The organism is Candidatus Goldiibacteriota bacterium HGW-Goldbacteria-1 (assembly GCA_002839855.1).
GTDB lineage: Bacteria > Oederibacteriota > PGYV01 > PGYV01 > PGYV01 > PGYV01.
In genome coordinates, this window is sequence record PGYV01000002.1 from 14,138 (window position 1) to 32,262 (window position 18,125).

Genomic DNA, 18,125 nt, shown 5'->3' on the forward strand with positions numbered 1-18,125 from the left:
TGCCCAGCTGCCCAGCTGCCCAGCCGCCCAGCTGCTCAGCTGCTCAGCTGCTCAGCTGCTTAGCTGCCTAGCTGCCTAGCCGCCCAGCCTCCCAGCTGCGTTTTTTAAAGTTTGCCCAGCCGCCCAGCTGCCTAGCTGCTCAGCTGCGGTCCTTAAAGATTTCCCTCGAAGTACTTCACCTTCGCTTCCGTTTTTAACGCTTCAACTGTGTCTTTGTATAATTGTTCAAACTTAATTTCTTTATATTTTGTATCAAGTTCGTTATACTCTTTCCTGAATTTTGTTTCGTCAAGCGCGGACTGTTTTTCCGATACCAGTTTAATTACATAATATGCGGCCTCGCCGGTAATCATGCCGGACGTATCGCCGACTGTCATGTTAAGCGCTTCGTCTTTAAAACTTTCGGTGTCAATGCCGGAAAGTTTGCTGTCTTTGTTAAAGCCGGATGCCTGTTTTATTACCGCGCTGTTTTTTGCTGCCGCTGTCTTAAAATCAGCGCCTGTTTTTATATCCAAAAGGAAACTGCTGCAGTGTGCCTGTGCGGCTTTCATGCCTTCCTGTTTTTCAAGTTCTGCTTTAATTTTATTACGTTCTTTATCAAATGTGGGTTCGTATCCGGTTTCTCTGCCTGTTACCTTTATTATATGGTAGCCAAACTGTGATTTTACAACACCGCTTATTTCGCCTGTTTTTAAAGCAAAAGCGGCTTTTTCAAATTCCGCCACCATCTGGCCGCGTTCAAAATATCCCAGGTCGCCGCCTTTTGCGCCGGAACCGGGGTCCTGTGAATACTGTTTTGCAAGGTCAGAAAAAGAAGCGCCGCCGCGGGCTTTTACAACAAGTTCATCCGCAAGCTTTTTTGCGGCTTCATCGGTGCGCCCGGTAGGGGAAGTGGGGGAAGAATCCGCCATTATAAGTATGTGTGATGCTTTCACGCGCTCGGGTTTCGCGTAATTCTTTTTGTTAACGGCATAATAGTCCTTCATTTTTTCTTCTGTTATGGCCAGCTCTTTAAGGTAGTTTTTATACCCAAAGTAAGCATAGTCCGCGGTTAATGTCCTGTTTCTTTTTGCGGCATACATTCTAAGTTCGTCATCTGTGGCTTTAACATCCATCCACATAAGGTTGCGAAGTTTCTGCATTATAATCTGTTTGCGCTGGCTTTCTTCAAAATCCTGAATGCTTATGCGCTGGCTTGTAAGTATCTGATAATAGCGGTTTCTGTCAAAGCGCCCGTCCTGGCCGGCAAAAGCGCGTATCTGCATGATAGATTCGCCCACTTCCGCATCGCTTGCCATAATGCGCATTTTCTTTGCGTAATTAAGCAGGACCTTGCTTTCTATAAGCTGTTCCAGCAGTTCTTTCTTCATGGTTTTTTCTTCGGCTTCAGAAACCGTGCGCCCGCTTGCGTATATTTCATCCCTTTTATTGGACCACGCCTGTGACAGTTCCGTATAGGTGACAGGCTGCTTTCCTATAAGAGCCAGCACATCCGGATTGCCGTTGCCGCTGTCAAAAGACGACTTTGCCCCCCAGACCGCGAAAATAGCGATCATAAAGGAGATAATGATGGCAGGCACCACCCAGACTAAAATGGCCTTTGCCTTGTAACGTAATGTATTCATCATGATATATCCACCTCGTAAAATGTTTTTTGGAAATATGCGATATATTATATAGAAAACAGGAAAATATGCAAATTAAAAATTTCAGGGCATGCCTGTTTAGTGCCGGGGGATAGGGTTTTTATGATTGTTTAGTTTGTAATTTTCGTTTATAATATTAAAAAAATATGCATTTTTAAAAGGAAAATCGGAGGGATTAATAATGAAAGTAGTTATTCTTGCGGGCGGGTATGGAACCAGGATTAGCGAAGAAAGCCATTTAAAACCCAAACCAATGGTGGAAATAGGCGACAGGCCCATGCTTTGGCATATTATGAAACATTACTCTCACTATGGTTTCAATGAATTTATCATCTGCTGCGGATATAAGGGTTATATGATAAAAGAGTATTTTGCGAATTATTACCTTCACCGCTCGGATATTACTTTTGATTTCTCCGAAAACAATAAAATGATTGTGCACAGCAATGTGGCGGAGCCGTGGAAAGTGACGCTTGTTGATACGGGTAAGGACACAATGACAGGCGGCAGGATAAAGCGTATAGAAAAATACACTGGGGATGAACCGTTTCTGCTTACATATGGCGACGGGGTAAGCGATGTAAACTTAAATTCGCTGGTAAAACACCATAAAAAATATAAAAAAAGCATAACAATAACCGCCGTAAGGCCCACCGGCAGGTTTGGGACAGTGGAAATATCCAAAAATAAAACTGTAAAAGGTTTCCATGAGAAGAACAAGATAGATGAAGGGTGGATAAACGGCGGATTTATGGTTGTGGAACCGGCAGTATTTAAGATGATAAAAAATGACAGTACTGTTTTTGAAAAAGACATACTTGAAAAGCTTTCGGTAAAAGGCGGCCTTTCGGCTTTTGAACACAGCGGTTTCTGGCAGTGTATGGATAATGTAAGGGATAAAAAGCTTCTTGATGAAATGTATAATTCGGGGAAAGCCCCGTGGATGGTGTGGGATGACAGCAGCTGGGCAGCTGGGCGGCTGGGCAGCTCGGCTGGAATAAAGCCAAGGCGGAAAAAATAAGGTATGTTAAAATTTTATGAAAATAGAAAAGTTTTAATTACCGGCTGTACCGGTTTTAAAGGGACGTGGTTGTCGCGGATTCTAATCAATACGGGAGCCGTGGTTACAGGATATGCTCTGGAACCGCCCACAGAACCCAGTCTTTTTAAATTGATAAAACTTAATAAACAAATGAAATCAATAACCGGGGATATACGTGATATTGAAAAACTTTCAAAAACTATAATAAAAGAAAAACCGGAGATTGTTATCCATATGGCGGCACAGCCGCTTGTACGGGAATCCTATAAAGACCCTGTAACAACTTATGAAACCAACGTGATGGGCACGGTTAATATCCTGGAAGCGTGCAGAAAAGCGCCTTCTGTAAGGTCGATAGTTAATGTTACCACGGATAAAGTGTACGAGAATAAGGAATGGGACAGGGGATATAATGAAGACGACGTTTTAAACGGGCATGACCCGTATTCCAATTCAAAATCGTGTTCAGAACTTGTTACAAGCAGCTACAAAAAGGCGTTTTATAACGAAATAGATAATCCGGCGCTTTCTTCCGCGCGTTCCGGAAATGTAATAGGCGGAGGGGATTTTTCGCAGGACAGGCTTATTCCGGATTGTTTTAGGGGTGCAAAAGCGGGCCAAAACGCGGTAATACGCAATCCGCAGTCCACAAGGCCTTACCAGCATGTGCTTGACTGCCTGTCGGGTTATCTTTTGCTTGCCGAAAAACAGTATAATAAAAAATTATGCGGAAGTTATAATTTTGGACCTGCAGAAGGCGACTTTGTAAATAATGAAGAACTGGTAAAAATGTTCTGTGACGCGTGGGGTAATAATTTAAAGTATGAAAACAGGCCTGATAACGGCCCGCATGAAGCGCACTTTTTAAAGCTTGATATAACAAAAGCAAAACAGGAATTAGGGTGGAAACCAAAGTTAAATGTGAAAACTGCTGTTGAAATGACCGCGCAGTGGTATAAGGCGTATTTGAATAAAGAAGATGTTGTTAAAATTATGGATCAGCAGATAAAGGATTATTTTGAAATAGCGGATTAAGCTATAGGCAATTAAGCAGAAGCGGAAGATTAAAACATAGCGATTTAAGCTATAGGCAATTAAGCAAAAGCGAGAAAAATAACGTATTAAGCTATAAGCAATTAAACATAAGCGAAAGATTTAAGATAGGTTTCGCTATAGCTTAAATGCTTAAACTGCTAAAGTGCTATGTTTAACGGTTTCGCTATAGCTTAAATGCTTAAACCGCTAAGGTGCTATTATTATATGATTGGAGTTGTTTATGTCTAAAAACACAGAAAAACAGGGCCGCGCGCGGATACTTAAACAGGTTGAAGGTTACTATAAATCCTTTCATGTAAAGAAACCTTTTATTGAAGGGGAACGCATTCCTTATGCGTCGCGCGTTTATAATGAAAAAGAGATGACCAATCTTGTGGACTCATCGTTGGAATTCTGGCTTACCGCAGGCAGATATACCGCGCAGTTTGAAAAACAGTTTGCCGCGTTTCTGGGTATTAAGTACAGTCTTCTTGTAAACTCCGGCTCTTCGGCGAACCTTCTGGCGTTTATGGCGCTTACATCGCCGTTGTTAAAAGACAGGGCCATAAAAAGGGGCGATGAGATTATAACAGTTGCGGCGGGTTTTCCCACAACTGTCGCGCCTATAATTCAATATGGAGCTGTTCCTGTTTTTGTCGATGTTACTATTCCGCAGTATAATATAGACGTTAAGATGTTAAAAAACGCATTAACTAAAAAGACAAAAGCGGTTATGGCCGCGCATACCCTGGGCAACCCGTTTGACTTAAAAGCTGTCAAGAAATTCTGCAGGGACAATAACCTGTGGCTTATAGAAGATAACTGCGATTCACTGGGCTCCAAATATACAATAGACAGCAAAGAAAAATATACCGGAACAATAGGCGATATCGGCACATCAAGTTTCTACCCGCCGCACCATATGACAATGGGTGAAGGCGGCGCGGTTTATACGGATAATCCGCTGTTAAAAAAAATAGCCGCGTCAATGCGCGACTGGGGCCGCGACTGCGTATGCGCGTCCGGCCAGGACAACCTGTGCGGGCACCGTTTTGATAAACAGTTTGGTCAATTACCCAAAGGGTATGACCACAAGTATGTTTATTCACATTTTGGTTATAACCTGAAAGCCACGGATATGCAGGCGGCAATAGGGTGCGCCCAGCTTGAAAAAATGCCCGATTTTATTAAAAAACGCGCGCATAACTGGGAATATTTAAGAAAAAATCTGGAATGCCTGAATGATATGCTGATTCTTCCGGAACCTGCAATAAATTCCAAACCTTCATGGTTTGGTTTTTTAATTACAATAAAAGAAAACGCGGGTATAAGCAGGGATGCAATTGTGCGCCATCTTGAATTTAAAAAGATTCAGACAAGGATGCTTTTCGCGGGAAATTTAATAAAGCACCCGTGTTTTGATGAAATGCGTAAGGCGAAAAAAGGGTACAAAACGGCGGGCAGGCTTGAAAACACGGACAGGATAATGAATGACACATTCTGGATAGGCGTATATCCCGGAATGACGGATAAAATGCTTAATGTGATGATAAAAGAACTTAAAACCGCGTGCGGAAAATGAAACAGTTCTGTGATAAAATATTTTCAGACAGGAAAATAAGGTTTTTGTTTGTGGGAGTTTTAAATACAATTTTTGGATATCTTGTGTATGCATTATTTATTCATCTGGGCATGCATTATCTGCTGGCGCAGTTTTTTGGAAGCATACTGGCAATAGCGCACAGTTACCTGTGGAACAAATATTTTACATTTAAAAGCCCGGACAAATCATGGGCTGAAGTAATGCGGTTTATCTTTGTGTATGCTGTCAGCTATGTTTTGAATATGGCATTGCTTTACGTCATGATAGATATTTACGGAATCAGCGCGTATATAGCGGGCGCAATAGGGATTTTTATAACAACATTAATAAGCTATTTTGGCCATAAAAAAATAAGTTTCAGGAGAGTTGTGACTGATGGCAGAAAAAGCGAAATATAGGGTTTCTGATTTTATTGTAGAAACACTTTATAGTAAAGGGATTTCGGATGTGTTTCTGTTATCCGGTGGGGGCGTCATGCACTTGATAGACGCTGTAGGCAGGTCAGAAAAGGTTAATTTTATTGCAAACTTACATGAACAAGCATGCGGTTATGCAGCCGAAGGTTATGCAAGGATAAGAAATAATCTTGCGGCATGTATTGTTACAACCGGTCCGGGCGGGACAAATGCTCTTACCCCTTTAATCAATTGTTGGCTTGATTCTGTTCCGGTGGTTTTCATATCGGGTCAGGTTAAACTTGAAAATACAATATATAAAAATCCGGGTTTGCGCCAATTTGGGGATCAGGAAATTAATATTGTTGATATGGCAAAACCTGTAAGCAAATATGCGGTTATGATAACAGAAATTTCAAAGGTAAAATATGAACTGCAGAAAGCTATTTATTTCGCCAGGGAAGGCCGTCCGGGGCCGGTATGGATAGATGTGCCGCTTGATATACAGGCAGCTGAATATAATCCGGATTTATATGAATCCTTTGTACCTCCGCAGTCTGTGAAAAAAGGGGACTTGAAAATAGTTGTAGGGAAGGTTATTGAAAAAATAGCTGCTTCAAAAAGGCCGCTTATTATCGCAGGGCAGGGAATAAGACTTGCCGGGGCAATAGCAGAATTTGAAAAACTTAATAAAATACTAAATATTCCTGTTGTCACATCCATACTGGGAAAAGATATTTTGCCTTACGAAGACGAATTATGCACGGGTTTACCGGGGATAGCAGGACAGCGTGGTGCTAATTTTGCGTGCGCAAACTGCGATGTTATTTTGTCGATAGGTTCAAGGCTTATGCTGCGTCAGATTGGTTTTAATTATAATTTGTTTGCGCGTAATGCGTACAAGATTGTAGTTGATATAGACGGTAATGAGGCTAAGAAAACTTCTGTGGCGGCTGATATGCCGCTTGAATATGATGCCGGTGATTTTATTAAAGAAATGCTGAAGCAGATTGAAGAAAAGAAAGGATTAAATAATGATATTTCTGACTGGCGTGGTAAGTGTTCTTCGTGGCACATCGAATATAATGTAGTTGAAAAAGAATTCCGCGAGCAGAAAAAATTCATAAATTCACACTTTTTTGCTGAAAAATTCTCGCAAATGTCGCAGGAAGACGATGTTGTTGTTACTTCAAACGGAACTGCCTATATTGCCGCGCTTCAGGGATACAGGGTTAAAAAGGGACAAAGGCTTATATACAATAAAGCTTCAGCTCCAATGGGATTCGGATTGCCGGCGGCGATAGGTGCCTGTGTGGCTAACGGGAAAAAAACTGTGTATTGTTTTGAAAATGACGGTTCTCTTCAGATGAACATTCAGGAGCTTCAGACGATTAAACACTATGAATTACCCGTGAAAATGGTTGTTTTCAACAATGACGGGTATCTTTCAATTAAACTTACACAAAAAACTTTCTTCCCGGATAACTATACAGCGTGCGACCCATCGTGTGGAGTAACGGCTCCTGATTTGAAGAAGATATGCCGCGCTTATGAATTGCCATATTTGCGGTTAGAGAATAGAAAAGATATGGATAAAATTATAAAGAAATTCATGAAGTATAAAGGACAGGTTATTCTTGAGGTTATTATGGATCCATGGCAGGAATTTCTTCCGAAAGTGACATCTGTCATGCGTGCAGACGGAACAATGCTTTCCAAACCTTTAGAAGATATGTATCCCTTTCTTGACAGGGAAGAATTCAAACGAAATATGATAGTTGATATTATAGAATAAAAGGAGGCTTGAAAATGCTGCACAGTGAAAAGCTAATGTTTGAAACGTTGAAAAAGTTAAGAGATGAATTTGGAGTGGAAGCAATTAAAGCGGAGTTTGAAGCTGAAGGTTCAAGAACGGATGAACTTGTTAAACTTAATGAAATTGTATTCAGGGCTAATCTGGATATGTTTATCAAGATTGGCGGCTGCGAAGCTGTAAGGGATATTGACCAGTGCATGCTTTTGGGTGCAAAAGGAATAATGGCGCCTATGATAGAGACTCCTTTTGCCATGTCAAAGTTTAAAGCTGCTGCATGCAAAGTTTATACTGCAGAAGAAAGGAAAGATATTGAATTTATAATAAATGCAGAGACAAAAACAATGCATCAGAATATAAATGAGATATATGATGAAGGAAAAGGTTTTATTAATACTGTTGTAATCGGCAGGGTTGACCTTTCCGGTTCTATGGGAATACCAAGAGACCAAATAAACAATGATGAGATGTTTAAAGCTACCAAAGATATACTTGAAGTCTCCCGCAAGTACGGTTTTATTTGCGCGGTCGGTGGCGATATATCAAATATAGAAGCAGTTCCTTTTATACTGAAACTTGAAGACTATATAGAAAGGATAGAAACCAGGAAGGTGATATTTAATCTCAAGAATGTAAAAAACAAGTTAAAGGAAGCAGTTCTTACTGCAATACAATTTGAATACTATTATCTAAAAAATAAAGAATCATTTTATGAACGAATGGCCAGAGAAGACAAGGATAGAATACAAAAATTTGAAAAAAGACTGGCTATTGCAAAAACAGAATGCGAAGGGCTAAAAGATGTTTGAAAATATTAAGGCAGTTGCATTTGATTTGGATGGGACAATATACGTAGGTGACAGCCTTGTTCCGGGAGCATCGGAATTGACGGGTTATTTGAAAAACAAAGGTATTGATGTTTTTTATTTTACAAATAATTCTACAAAGACAAGAAATCAGATATTTGAAAAGTTACAGAAACTTGGTTTGTCCGTTGAAATCAACGTAGTTTATAGTTCAGCTTACGCGGCAGGGTTATACCTTAAAGAAAAAGGGTACAGTGCTGTATACTGCTGTGGTTCAAAAGGCCTGCGTAATGAAATAGAAGCTAATGGTACGGAATGTGTAAACGACGGTTCTAAAAAAATTCAAGCTGTGGTTGTGGGCCTTGATAACACGTTTGATTATCAAAAAATGACAAATGGTTTGAATTTATTAAGAGGTGATGATTGCAAATTTATCGTTTGCAATAAAGACAGGACATACCCGGTTGAGGGTGGCGTTTTAATGCCGGGATGCGGTCCGATAGTTGCCGCATTGGAAAACGCTTCAGGCAGAACCCCGGATGTAATTATAGGCAAACCGGAAACTTATATGCTTGAACTTCTTTGCCGGGACTGGAAAATGGAACCCAAACAGGTGCTTGTTGTAGGCGATACATATGACAGTGATATAGCGATGGCAAAAAAAGCCGGCGCAGAAGCAGTTTTTATAACTGGGAATGATGGAAGGGATGATGTAATAAGCATAACCTCAATATCTGGTTTAAAAGCAATTATATAAGAAATTTTAAATTAACAGGACGAGTATACTTTATATTAAAGTAAAAATAATAATGGAAACGTTAGGAGAGAAAGAATGAAAAAGCATCTTTTACGTTCGTGTCCGGTATGCAATAACATAAATGAGGGTGAAGTTTTGCATACGCAATCTTTTACATTCCCACAGGGACATATTTTATCTGAAGTAAAAGAATACGATATTGTATCCTGTATGGAATGCGGTTTTGTTTTTGCAGATACTGGAGCACCGCAGGAATTGTATGATAAGTATTACGCTGAAATGTCTAAATACGAAATGAATTATAGTAATGTTGAATTAGACAGGTTTATGTCTACGGCTAAGTTAATAAAGTCATTAATTCAAGATGATAAAATTAAAGTAATTGATGTGGGGGCCGGCAATGGAGGGTTGCTAATGGCGTTAAAAAGTCTGGGGAATACAAATCTGAATGCGTTGGATCCTTCTGAAAAATGTATTAATATTATAAAGAAAAATGGCATGAATGGTTTTTTAGGCACAATATTTAAGCATGAAATCAAAGAAAAATACGATTTAATTATTCTAAGTCATGTTTTGGAACACATAAAAGATGTTAATGATGCGATAGATAAATTATCATTATTACTCAATGATGATGGGATGCTGTATATAGAAACTCCTGATGCTGCCTCGTATTATAATAATTATTTTGTTCCTTATCATTATTTTGATATGGAACATATTAATCACTTTGAAGAAACATCACTGATAAACCTTGGCTTTAATAAAGGATTTGGTGTGATAAGTCTTGGAAAAAAGTTAATCGAACTAAGTGTTCAGGTAAAATATCCCGCGATCTATGTGTTGTATAAAAAAACAGGCATTAATAGTACTTGGAATAATCATGCTAGAATTTGTGTAAATAAATACATAAAGTTGTCAGAAGAAGAAAAAAAAGTTTATGTTGTTATCGAGGAATTAATGAAAGAAAAAAAGAAAATCATAATCTGGGGAGCCGGCAGCTATACTATGAGGCTTTTAAAGAATAGTGCATTAGAAAATTGTAACATCATAGCGTATGTGGATAATGATCCTAAAAAACAAGGATTGATAATGAATGGCAAACCTATCGTGTCGCCTGACGAAATCCGCCAGATGGATGAAGGGGCGATAATTGCAATATGTTCAGCTATTTATAAAGCTGAAATATCCGAAGAAATTAAAAATATGAAATTAAGCAATAAGACAGTGTTAATTTAGCGCTTTTATAAAACGGAGCTTAAATTTGAAAAGTGTAATTGTTACAGGTGCAACAGGCGCTATTGGTAATGCCCTCATTGAATTTCTAAAAAATGCGGGTATGGATATTAATGTTGTTGTCAGAAAAGGTTCGTCAAGAAACAGCGGCATACTTTCAGATAAAAACATAAAAGTGATTGAATGCGGGCTGGAAAATATAAAAACAATAAAAGATTCCGTTGGGAAATGTGATGTTTTTTTTCATCTTGGATGGGCAGATACCGATAAAGAAGGGCGTAATTCTGCTGAAAAACAAAGAAAGAATATAGATTATACTCTTGCCGCGGTTGAGGCGGCATCATCAGTGGGATGCACTGTTTTTGTAGGCGCGGGCTCACAGGCAGAGTATGGAAGATACAACGTACCGATATGCGAAGATTTTGCACTTAAACCGGAAACTGAATATGGACGGGCAAAAGCCGAAGCATGCGTGAAAAGCAGGGAACTTTGCTTAAAAACCGGCATCAGGCATGTCTGGACAAGGATATTCAGCGTTTATGGGCCGCATGACGCGGAAAGTACTCTGATTATGTACCTTATAAAGACGCTTTTAAAGGATGAAAAACCCGCGCTGTCTGCCTGCACGCAGACCTGGGATTATCTATATTCGGCAGACTGTGCCAGGGCGCTGTTTCTTCTTGCGGAAAAAGGTATTAATGGGGAAGTCTATAATATTGGTGGCGGCGAATGCCGTAAATTGATAGAATATGTCAAAATATTAAGGGATGTTATAAATCCTAAAGCGCAGCTTGGGTTAGGCGAAGTTAAAACGCCGCCAGAGGGCTTAATGAATTTATGTGCGGATATTTCAAAGTTGAAGCGTGATACGGGTTTTATGCCGCAATTAAATTTTGAAGATGGAATAAAAGAGACAATAAAATGGGTGAAGGGAGTATAAAGTGAAAAAAATAAGTGTAATGATACCTGCGTATAATGAACAGGATAATATTAAACCTTTATGTGAAGAAATAAAGAAAGTTTTTACGCAGAAAATGACAGGTTATGAATACAAAATTCTTATAATAGACAATTTTTCCGGCGATAATACAAAAAAAATTGTGGAAGATATATGTCAAACGGATAAAAATATTAAAGCGATTTTTAATGCCAAAAATTTCGGCGCTATACGTTCTTCTTATTATGGTTTATTGCAGGCCTCCGGTGATTGTGTTATATCCATGTGCGCGGATTTTCAGGATCCGCCGGAAATGATAGAACAGTTTGTAAAGGAATGGGAAAAGGGCTATAAAATAGTAATTGGCATCAAAAGAAAAAGCAAAGAAAATCCTGTTATGTATATGTTCAGGACCGCTTATTATAAGTTAATACGTAAAATTGCCGATGTGGATCAGATAGAGCATTTTACCGGTTTTGGGCTTTATGATAAAGAATTCATTAAAGTCCTGCGTAAACTGGACGACCCTATGCCTTATTTAAGGGGAATTGTGGCGGAACTTGGATTTGAAAGAAAAGAAATTGAATACGAACAGCAGAAAAGGCGTTTTGGAAAGACTAAAAACAATTTTTTTACATTATATGATATAGCAATGCTTGGAATCACTTCTTATTCAAAGGTTGTAATGCGCCTTGCCACGCTTGCCGGATTTGCAATTGCCGGGCTGTCTTTTTTGATAGCGCTGACATATCTTATTATGAAACTTGTATTCTGGGACAGGTTCCCAATGGGTACCGCGCCTATAATAATATCCATATTTTTTCTTGGCTCTGTCCAGTTATTTTTTATCGGATTTTTAGGGGAATACATTTTAAATATAAATACCCGTGTCATGAAACGCCCTCTTGTGGTGGAGGAAAAAAGAATTAATTTTTAAAATAGATCAGGGGTGAAACGTTGTCAAAAAATAAAAAAGAAAAAAATAATTTTTCCGAAGAAAAGATAGTTTTTAAGAATGGCTCCGGCAGGAATTATTCTTTTCTTTTGCCAGGATTACTTAAAGGTATTCATATCCCGCAGGTCTTACCTGCTGATATGTTAAAAGGTATTGGTATCTTGTTTTCGGTTTTTTTATTGATTGCCGCTATGTTTTCTTTTTCTAACAGATTATACAATTATGCTTTTTGGCTTTTTATTATTCCTGTTTTAATTCTACTTATCTTTTTTACACCGAAGAATCTCGCAAATGCGGATAAACAAGAAAAGCTGCTGAATTTCACCGTTACTGTCGGTTCCCGTCTTTTTCTGATACTTAAAATGGCAATAGCGCTTTGCTTAACCCTGTTAGGACAATATTTTTTATTTAAAGGCAATATTTCATTTTCTTTATTATCCTATGCGGGGGCGCTTGTACAGTTGGGATTTATATTTGAAATTAGTAATTATAATAATGACAATGCGGTAGCTGAAAGGTTTTCTGAAACGAAACGGGAATTTGCATATGGAATTAAAGAATACTTGCTTTGGGGTGGTGTACTTTTTTCGCTTTTAGGTTCACTTTTTTCAGCTATTTCAGATAATGCCGGTTTGACTTTGATTTATTTTATTCTGACTGTATTTTTTATGTCTTTTCTTTATGTTAAAAAAGATGATGTGAAAATACCCGTTTTGGGTGGAATTACAAAAGTTGATTGGTTAATAGCCGCCGTGCTATTCTTTTTGGCTTTAATATTAAGGTTATATAATATACTTGATGTTCCCCCGGGTTTCAGTAAGGATGAATTAAATGCATTTAGTCTTTTTGAGCAGGCGAAAAAAAATGTACCGTTACCTATGTACATAGAGTCATTAGGCGCTGCCACTTTAGGTGCGGTATTTATAGGAAAACTTGGAACTTTGTTTGGTCTTGATATGTTTACCGTAAGATTTTTTCATGCTGCCGCAAGTTCTTTTAATGTAGTTTTTATATTTCTTCTTGGAAGAGAATTGTTTGGAAGGAGAACAGGGGTAATAGCCGGTTTGATTCTGGCATTAATTTCCCAGCATCTCATATTTAGCAGCAAATTAGAGTCAATGAATTTAACAATGCTTGCAGTAACAGTTTCTTTTTTCTTTTATTTCGCAGCTTTAAGAAATGCCAATAAATTTTTTATGGTGGTTTCCGGAATTTTCCTTGGATTTGGGATATATCTTTATACACCCGGAAGGGTAGCACCGGTCATTTTGGTTCTATATTGGATAATTCTGTTTATCTTAAATTTAAAAGTGAAAGGTAAAAAGGATTTTCTGATTTTTAGCGTGATAATGGTTTTCGCTGCTCTTATTGTTTTTGCGCCTATGCTGGATTATGTTATGAAAAATACAGGTACATACTTTAAACGTGCTTCCTCTTTTAATATTCTGCCTTTATTATTTTCAAAGGACATGGGAAGTGCGGTGGTTTTGTGGGTGCATCAGTTTGGTATTCTATTCAGGCTGTTTTTTTCTGAAGGCTGTGCTAATGGGGTGCATAATTTCCCGGGAAGGGCTGCGTTTGATTATCTGACAGGTTTCTTTTTTCTTGGCGGCTTGGGGTATATGATTTATTACTGGAAATCAAGAAATAATTTATTCGTCTTGTTATGGTTTACTGTCGGGATGGGGATAGCAATAATATCTTTTGGGGCGGATTTATATCCGGCAAGGATAATTCTTGCAATACCCGCGGTCGCTCTGATTGCCGCAGTGGGATTGGATAAACTTACTTCGGTTCTTCAGGGTATTAAAATTAAAAAGTATTCTGCCGCATTACCTGTGATAATAATATTGCTGGCATTTATTGCGGTGCTTAATATGAACAGGTTTTTTGTAATTTATCCGCAGGACGCTTCTGTAAGGTTCATGTACGGCGCCTCTGCAGTGGAAATAAGGAAACTGGCAGAGAAACATAAAAACAGCAATGTCTTCTGTTCGCGGTACTTTTATGATACAAACCGCATAGAGTCACAGCTGTCAATGCACCTTGATTACCTTAAAATGAAATATTCGTTTATTGATGTTTCGGATGCGGACCTTTCCGCATACTATAATGCCGAAGGTAAAGATGTACTTATAGTGACAGAAGGTGTGTACACTTTTTCAAGGGACTATTTTCTGCGCTATTATCCCAATGCTAAAGTGTATTACATTTATGATAATATAGATTATTTATTTTCCGGCATCCGCTTCTTGACTGATGCTTATGGGTGGAAAAATCCGGGGGTTGTTACATCATTTATTAAAGAAAGGTACTTTGTGAATAACGCTTTTGACCACTCTGTCCCGCAGGTTAAGGCCGTAGTTGTTTATATTCCTAATTCTGATATTCTTGCGCTGCACGGGTTTAATGTTGATTTTAAAGGCAATAAAGGGGAAAAGATAAATAAAAAATTAAGCGCAAATATGCTTGCGCCTGAAGCGGCAATGACGTCAGCGGTTATTTCAACGCTTATTGAAATTCCGGATTACGCCAAATATGATTTTTATGTTGAAGGATGTAAGTCTTATACAGCCGTTATTGATGGAAAATCCGCTTCTTCCGCGGAAATGCTTTACAAAGGATTACATATTTTAAAATTAGAGATATCAGGTATTCAAAATCTGGGTGCTGTAATTAAATGGAGAAAAAATGGTGTGCGGTGGGAAGAAATACCTGTCAAATACTTTATTGATTCAACAAATATAAGCGGGCTTATGGCTTCGTATTACGCGGATAGCAGGAAGGTTTATCAGCAGCTTGAACCTTTGATGCAGTACAGCAACTATTTTTATTCTCCGCGCATGGGTGTTAATTTGGCAAAAGGGAACGCCGGGGTTGTTTATAAAGGGCGCTTACTTGTAACAAAACAGGATAAGTATTCTATTATTTTTGAGAATACTTCCGGTGGTGATGTGTATGTTGATGGGGTGAAAATTTCCGGACTTGATAGAGACGGAAGAATAAAAACAAGTGAGGTTGTGCTGGACTACGGATGGCATGATATAGAAATTAAGACCTATATTGGTCATAGTAATTCGGTAAACCGTTTATTGTGGAAACGAAATGAAGAATCAGTTTATAGGCATGTGCTTTCAGGAAATCTAAAACCATAAGTAAGATATTAATGGAGGAATAAATGAAAGATATATTAATTTGGGTAATAGCGGGCGTATTACTTGTACTTTCCCAGGCAATGATATTAGCGGAAAAAATGCCTGTTGCTGTTTTACTGCTTTCATTGGATGTAATGATAGTGCTGTTTATGTTCCTAAAGTCAAACAGGGAAATAAGAGACAAATTTGATTTCAGAAGCATAGCGGCAATTATCTCTGTTTTGCTTGCAATAACTGCCACGATGCTGGTAAGGACAGCGTCTGTAATGTCATTATATGTTTATATAGCGGCTGCTTTATTCCTGCTTTTTTCCAGGCCGGCGGGGCATAGAATTTTTGAAGAAGCGGAAATAAAGACAGAGCCTGCTAAAATGGAAAAATGGGAACCGGTATTTTTTATGGTTCTATTAACCCTTACGTTTTTAAGCCGTGTAATAGCGCTTGGCGATATTCCCGCGGGTGTTGAAGGCGGGGAAATAGTATGGATGGGCGATGCCATGCGCCTTGCCAATGATAAGGCAAGGTATTTCTGGCACCTTGGTTCCGGCGCTGAATGGCCTTCAATGACAACTTATCAGAGTATTATCTTTGGTAAGATATTTGGATGGAATCTTGGAAACCTTAGGCTTGAAGGGGCGTTCTGGGGAATAGCAATGGTAATTACTTTATATTTTCTTATAAGAAGGATGTTTTCGCCGTTAACTGCGGCATTTGCAGCGGTTATTTTTTCGTTCAGCGAAAGCCAGATAATGATATCAAGATATATTAATCCCATTCACATCATGTACACATGTATTATAGTTGCCACATGGCTTTTTATTGAAGCGCTAAGAAATAAAAAATGGTATATGTTTGCACTTTCCGGCCTTTTTACCGGTTTATCCATACACGGATATCTGCCCGGAAGGATATTGCCTGCAATACTTGCGATGCTGTGTATTTATGTATGGCTCTTTGACAGAAAACACGGCCTTAAATTTAAACATTTAATGATAATGTTTGCCGGTGTTCTTGTAAGCGCCGGGCCTATCGCGTTTTTTGCATGGAAAGAACCGGAACTTTATTGGGGATATCTGCGCAGTGTCAACCCTAACGCGCATACCGGAGCATCAGCTTATATTCAGACATTTTTTAACAATATAAAAGATTATGCCGGCGCTTTTCATATCAGGGGCGGCGCAAATCCTTCGCTTGCTGTTGCGTGCAAACCTTTATTAGACCCCGTGGCACAGGTATTATTCCCGTTAGGTTTATTCCTCTCTGTTTTAATGATATTTAAACCGTATGGTATTTTCTTCGTTGTTTTTTTTATCTTTACGTTATTGCCTGCAATGCTTGGGCAGGGAAATTCAGGGCACCCCGCAATGACAAGAATCATGGGGGTATTTCCGGCTGTTTACCTGATGATAGCGTTCGCGTATGAAAGGCTTAAAAATGTTTTTGTAGTCCCTGGGAAAAAGTTTGTTTCAGCTGTATTTATAGCGGTATCTTTAATGGCCGCGGTTTTTGCGTCATATAACGGTTTTGCTGATTACTTTGAAATGCAGTCAAAAAGGGATTATAAAATAGGAACTGCTCATTCTGATTATATAGTGGGTAAAGAAGTGGATAAAACAAAAAATGCAAATGTGATTATATCAGCACATCTGCGTTACTGGGGATTTGTAAATTCAGACAGGGTTTTCAGAAGGGTGTTATGGCCGGATGAAATGCTTATTCTTGACCCTGACAGGGAAAACCTGCTTATAATTGACCCTATATATAAAGGAACATCAAAATTTTTCAGTGATAATTTCCCAAACGCCTCAATAAAGCAGCTTGATTTTAAACCCGATACTCCCGAATATGCCTGCGGCGGAACTTTGATATATGACATTCACGCGCCTGATACAAGCAATTTTACTGTAAGAATACCTGCGGAAGATGTTAAAAGGTTTCAGCAGTTTGTGGATTCGTCAACAGGAGAAAAAGTTGATGTTGCATCAGAAGAATTTATTGCCAAATATGCAGGTAAAAGCGTGACCCTTTTGGGCGCTGTTATTATTACGGAACGCGAAAAAAATGCGGTTATTAAATCCGGAAAAAAAGGGTGGCAGGTTTCTTTGAGCAGCGCGGGTTTTAAGGAATCGGCAGAAATTCCTTACCCCGGGGTGCATTATTTTAAGATTAAAGGTAATGTGGATAAAAGCATGAATCAGGATGAACTTGTAAGTGTTATGGCAGATGGGGTTATGGCAAGTAATAGAATTTTTGGTATTAAAGAAAAATATGGGCTTAGAATGGACTTCTATAAGTCAGAAGATCCGGACAAGCTTGGCAGGCCGGTGTTTTCAAAAAATATTCTTCTTCCGGCTTATAGGGTATATGACGGTTACGCAGCCCCGATGGGGGTGCCGTTTTTTGTGGTGTATTCTGCATTTTTGAATGTACAGGATAAAGCAAGTATTTCAATTTCCACTCTGAAGCCGTCAGAATCAAAAATTACCGTAAATGGAAGGGTAATTTACAGCAGCCTGAACTCTGCCGAAAAAATGGATAATATATTATCATTTAACAATAAAGACGGCATATATGGCTTTAAATGTTATAACCTTGCAGCAGGCGGCCCTACCGGCAGGACGGCTATATTTATGAAAAAAGAATCCGGGAAATTAAATTTTGAATACATGAATTATGACCAATTTCTGATAAATAAATAAAGGAATTGATTTTATGATAATATAATGCGGATTAAACAGATAATAT

The 18,125-nt window shown here is 38.7% G+C and carries 13 protein-coding genes; 12 read left to right on the top strand and 1 reads right to left on the bottom strand.

Annotated features, from left to right (window positions below; all coding sequences use genetic code 11):
- Positions 1-152 precede the first annotated feature (152 nt).
- Entirely contained in the window at positions 153-1,628 is a 1,476-nt protein-coding gene (locus tag CVV21_01575; GenBank protein PKL92471.1) for a hypothetical protein, read from the bottom strand.
- Positions 1,629-1,827: 199 nt separating this feature from the next.
- On the opposite strand from CVV21_01575, the gene rfbF reads away from it, so the two are divergent.
- The 12 genes from rfbF to CVV21_01635 all read left to right on the top strand — a co-directional run bounded on the left by rfbF (position 1,828) and on the right by CVV21_01635 (position 18,079).
- Complete coding sequence (gene rfbF / locus CVV21_01580) at positions 1,828-2,667, top strand: glucose-1-phosphate cytidylyltransferase (protein PKL92472.1); 840 nt, start codon at positions 1,828-1,830, stop codon at positions 2,665-2,667.
- Positions 2,668-2,670: 3 nt separating this feature from the next.
- Entirely contained in the window at positions 2,671-3,723 is a 1,053-nt protein-coding gene (rfbG, locus tag CVV21_01585) for a CDP-glucose 4,6-dehydratase (protein PKL92473.1), read from the top strand.
- Between the two features lie 235 nt (positions 3,724-3,958).
- Entirely contained in the window at positions 3,959-5,305 is a 1,347-nt protein-coding gene (locus tag CVV21_01590) for a lipopolysaccharide biosynthesis protein RfbH (protein PKL92474.1), read from the top strand.
- The gene (locus CVV21_01595) at positions 5,302-5,724 is read left to right on the top strand and encodes a hypothetical protein (GenBank protein ID PKL92475.1); all 423 of its coding nucleotides are present in this window, start codon (positions 5,302-5,304) and stop codon (positions 5,722-5,724) included. Before CVV21_01590 ends, CVV21_01595 begins: the two co-directional genes overlap by 4 nt.
- A complete protein-coding gene (locus CVV21_01600) occupies positions 5,702-7,516 on the top strand; it encodes an acetolactate synthase (GenBank protein ID PKL92476.1) in 1,815 nt (604 codons plus the stop codon). Before CVV21_01595 ends, CVV21_01600 begins: the two co-directional genes overlap by 23 nt.
- Before the next feature lie 14 nt (positions 7,517-7,530).
- Entirely contained in the window at positions 7,531-8,343 is an 813-nt protein-coding gene (locus tag CVV21_01605) for a hypothetical protein (protein ID PKL92477.1), read from the top strand.
- Complete coding sequence (locus CVV21_01610) at positions 8,336-9,097, top strand: HAD family hydrolase (GenBank protein PKL92478.1); 762 nt, start codon at positions 8,336-8,338, stop codon at positions 9,095-9,097. Before CVV21_01605 ends, CVV21_01610 begins: the two co-directional genes overlap by 8 nt.
- Before the next feature lie 75 nt (positions 9,098-9,172).
- Positions 9,173-10,336, top strand: a complete 1,164-nt coding sequence (locus tag CVV21_01615) for a hypothetical protein (GenBank protein PKL92479.1) — start codon at positions 9,173-9,175, stop codon at positions 10,334-10,336.
- 25 nt (positions 10,337-10,361) lie between these two features.
- Positions 10,362-11,273 carry an NAD(P)-dependent oxidoreductase gene (locus tag CVV21_01620; GenBank protein ID PKL92480.1) on the top strand — a complete coding sequence of 304 codons (912 nt, stop codon included), beginning with the start codon at positions 10,362-10,364 and terminating at the stop codon, positions 11,271-11,273.
- Position 11,274: 1 nt separating this feature from the next.
- Positions 11,275-12,207 carry a glycosyltransferase gene (locus tag CVV21_01625; protein PKL92481.1) on the top strand — a complete coding sequence of 311 codons (933 nt, stop codon included), beginning with the start codon at positions 11,275-11,277 and terminating at the stop codon, positions 12,205-12,207.
- Between the two features lie 20 nt (positions 12,208-12,227).
- Positions 12,228-15,380 carry a hypothetical protein gene (locus tag CVV21_01630; GenBank protein ID PKL92482.1) on the top strand — a complete coding sequence of 1,051 codons (3,153 nt, stop codon included), beginning with the start codon at positions 12,228-12,230 and terminating at the stop codon, positions 15,378-15,380.
- A 23-nt stretch (positions 15,381-15,403) separates the two neighbouring features.
- Positions 15,404-18,079, top strand: coding sequence for a hypothetical protein (locus CVV21_01635; protein ID PKL92483.1), 2,676 nt, complete (start codon positions 15,404-15,406; stop codon positions 18,077-18,079).
- The last annotated feature ends 46 nt before the right edge of the window (positions 18,080-18,125 follow it).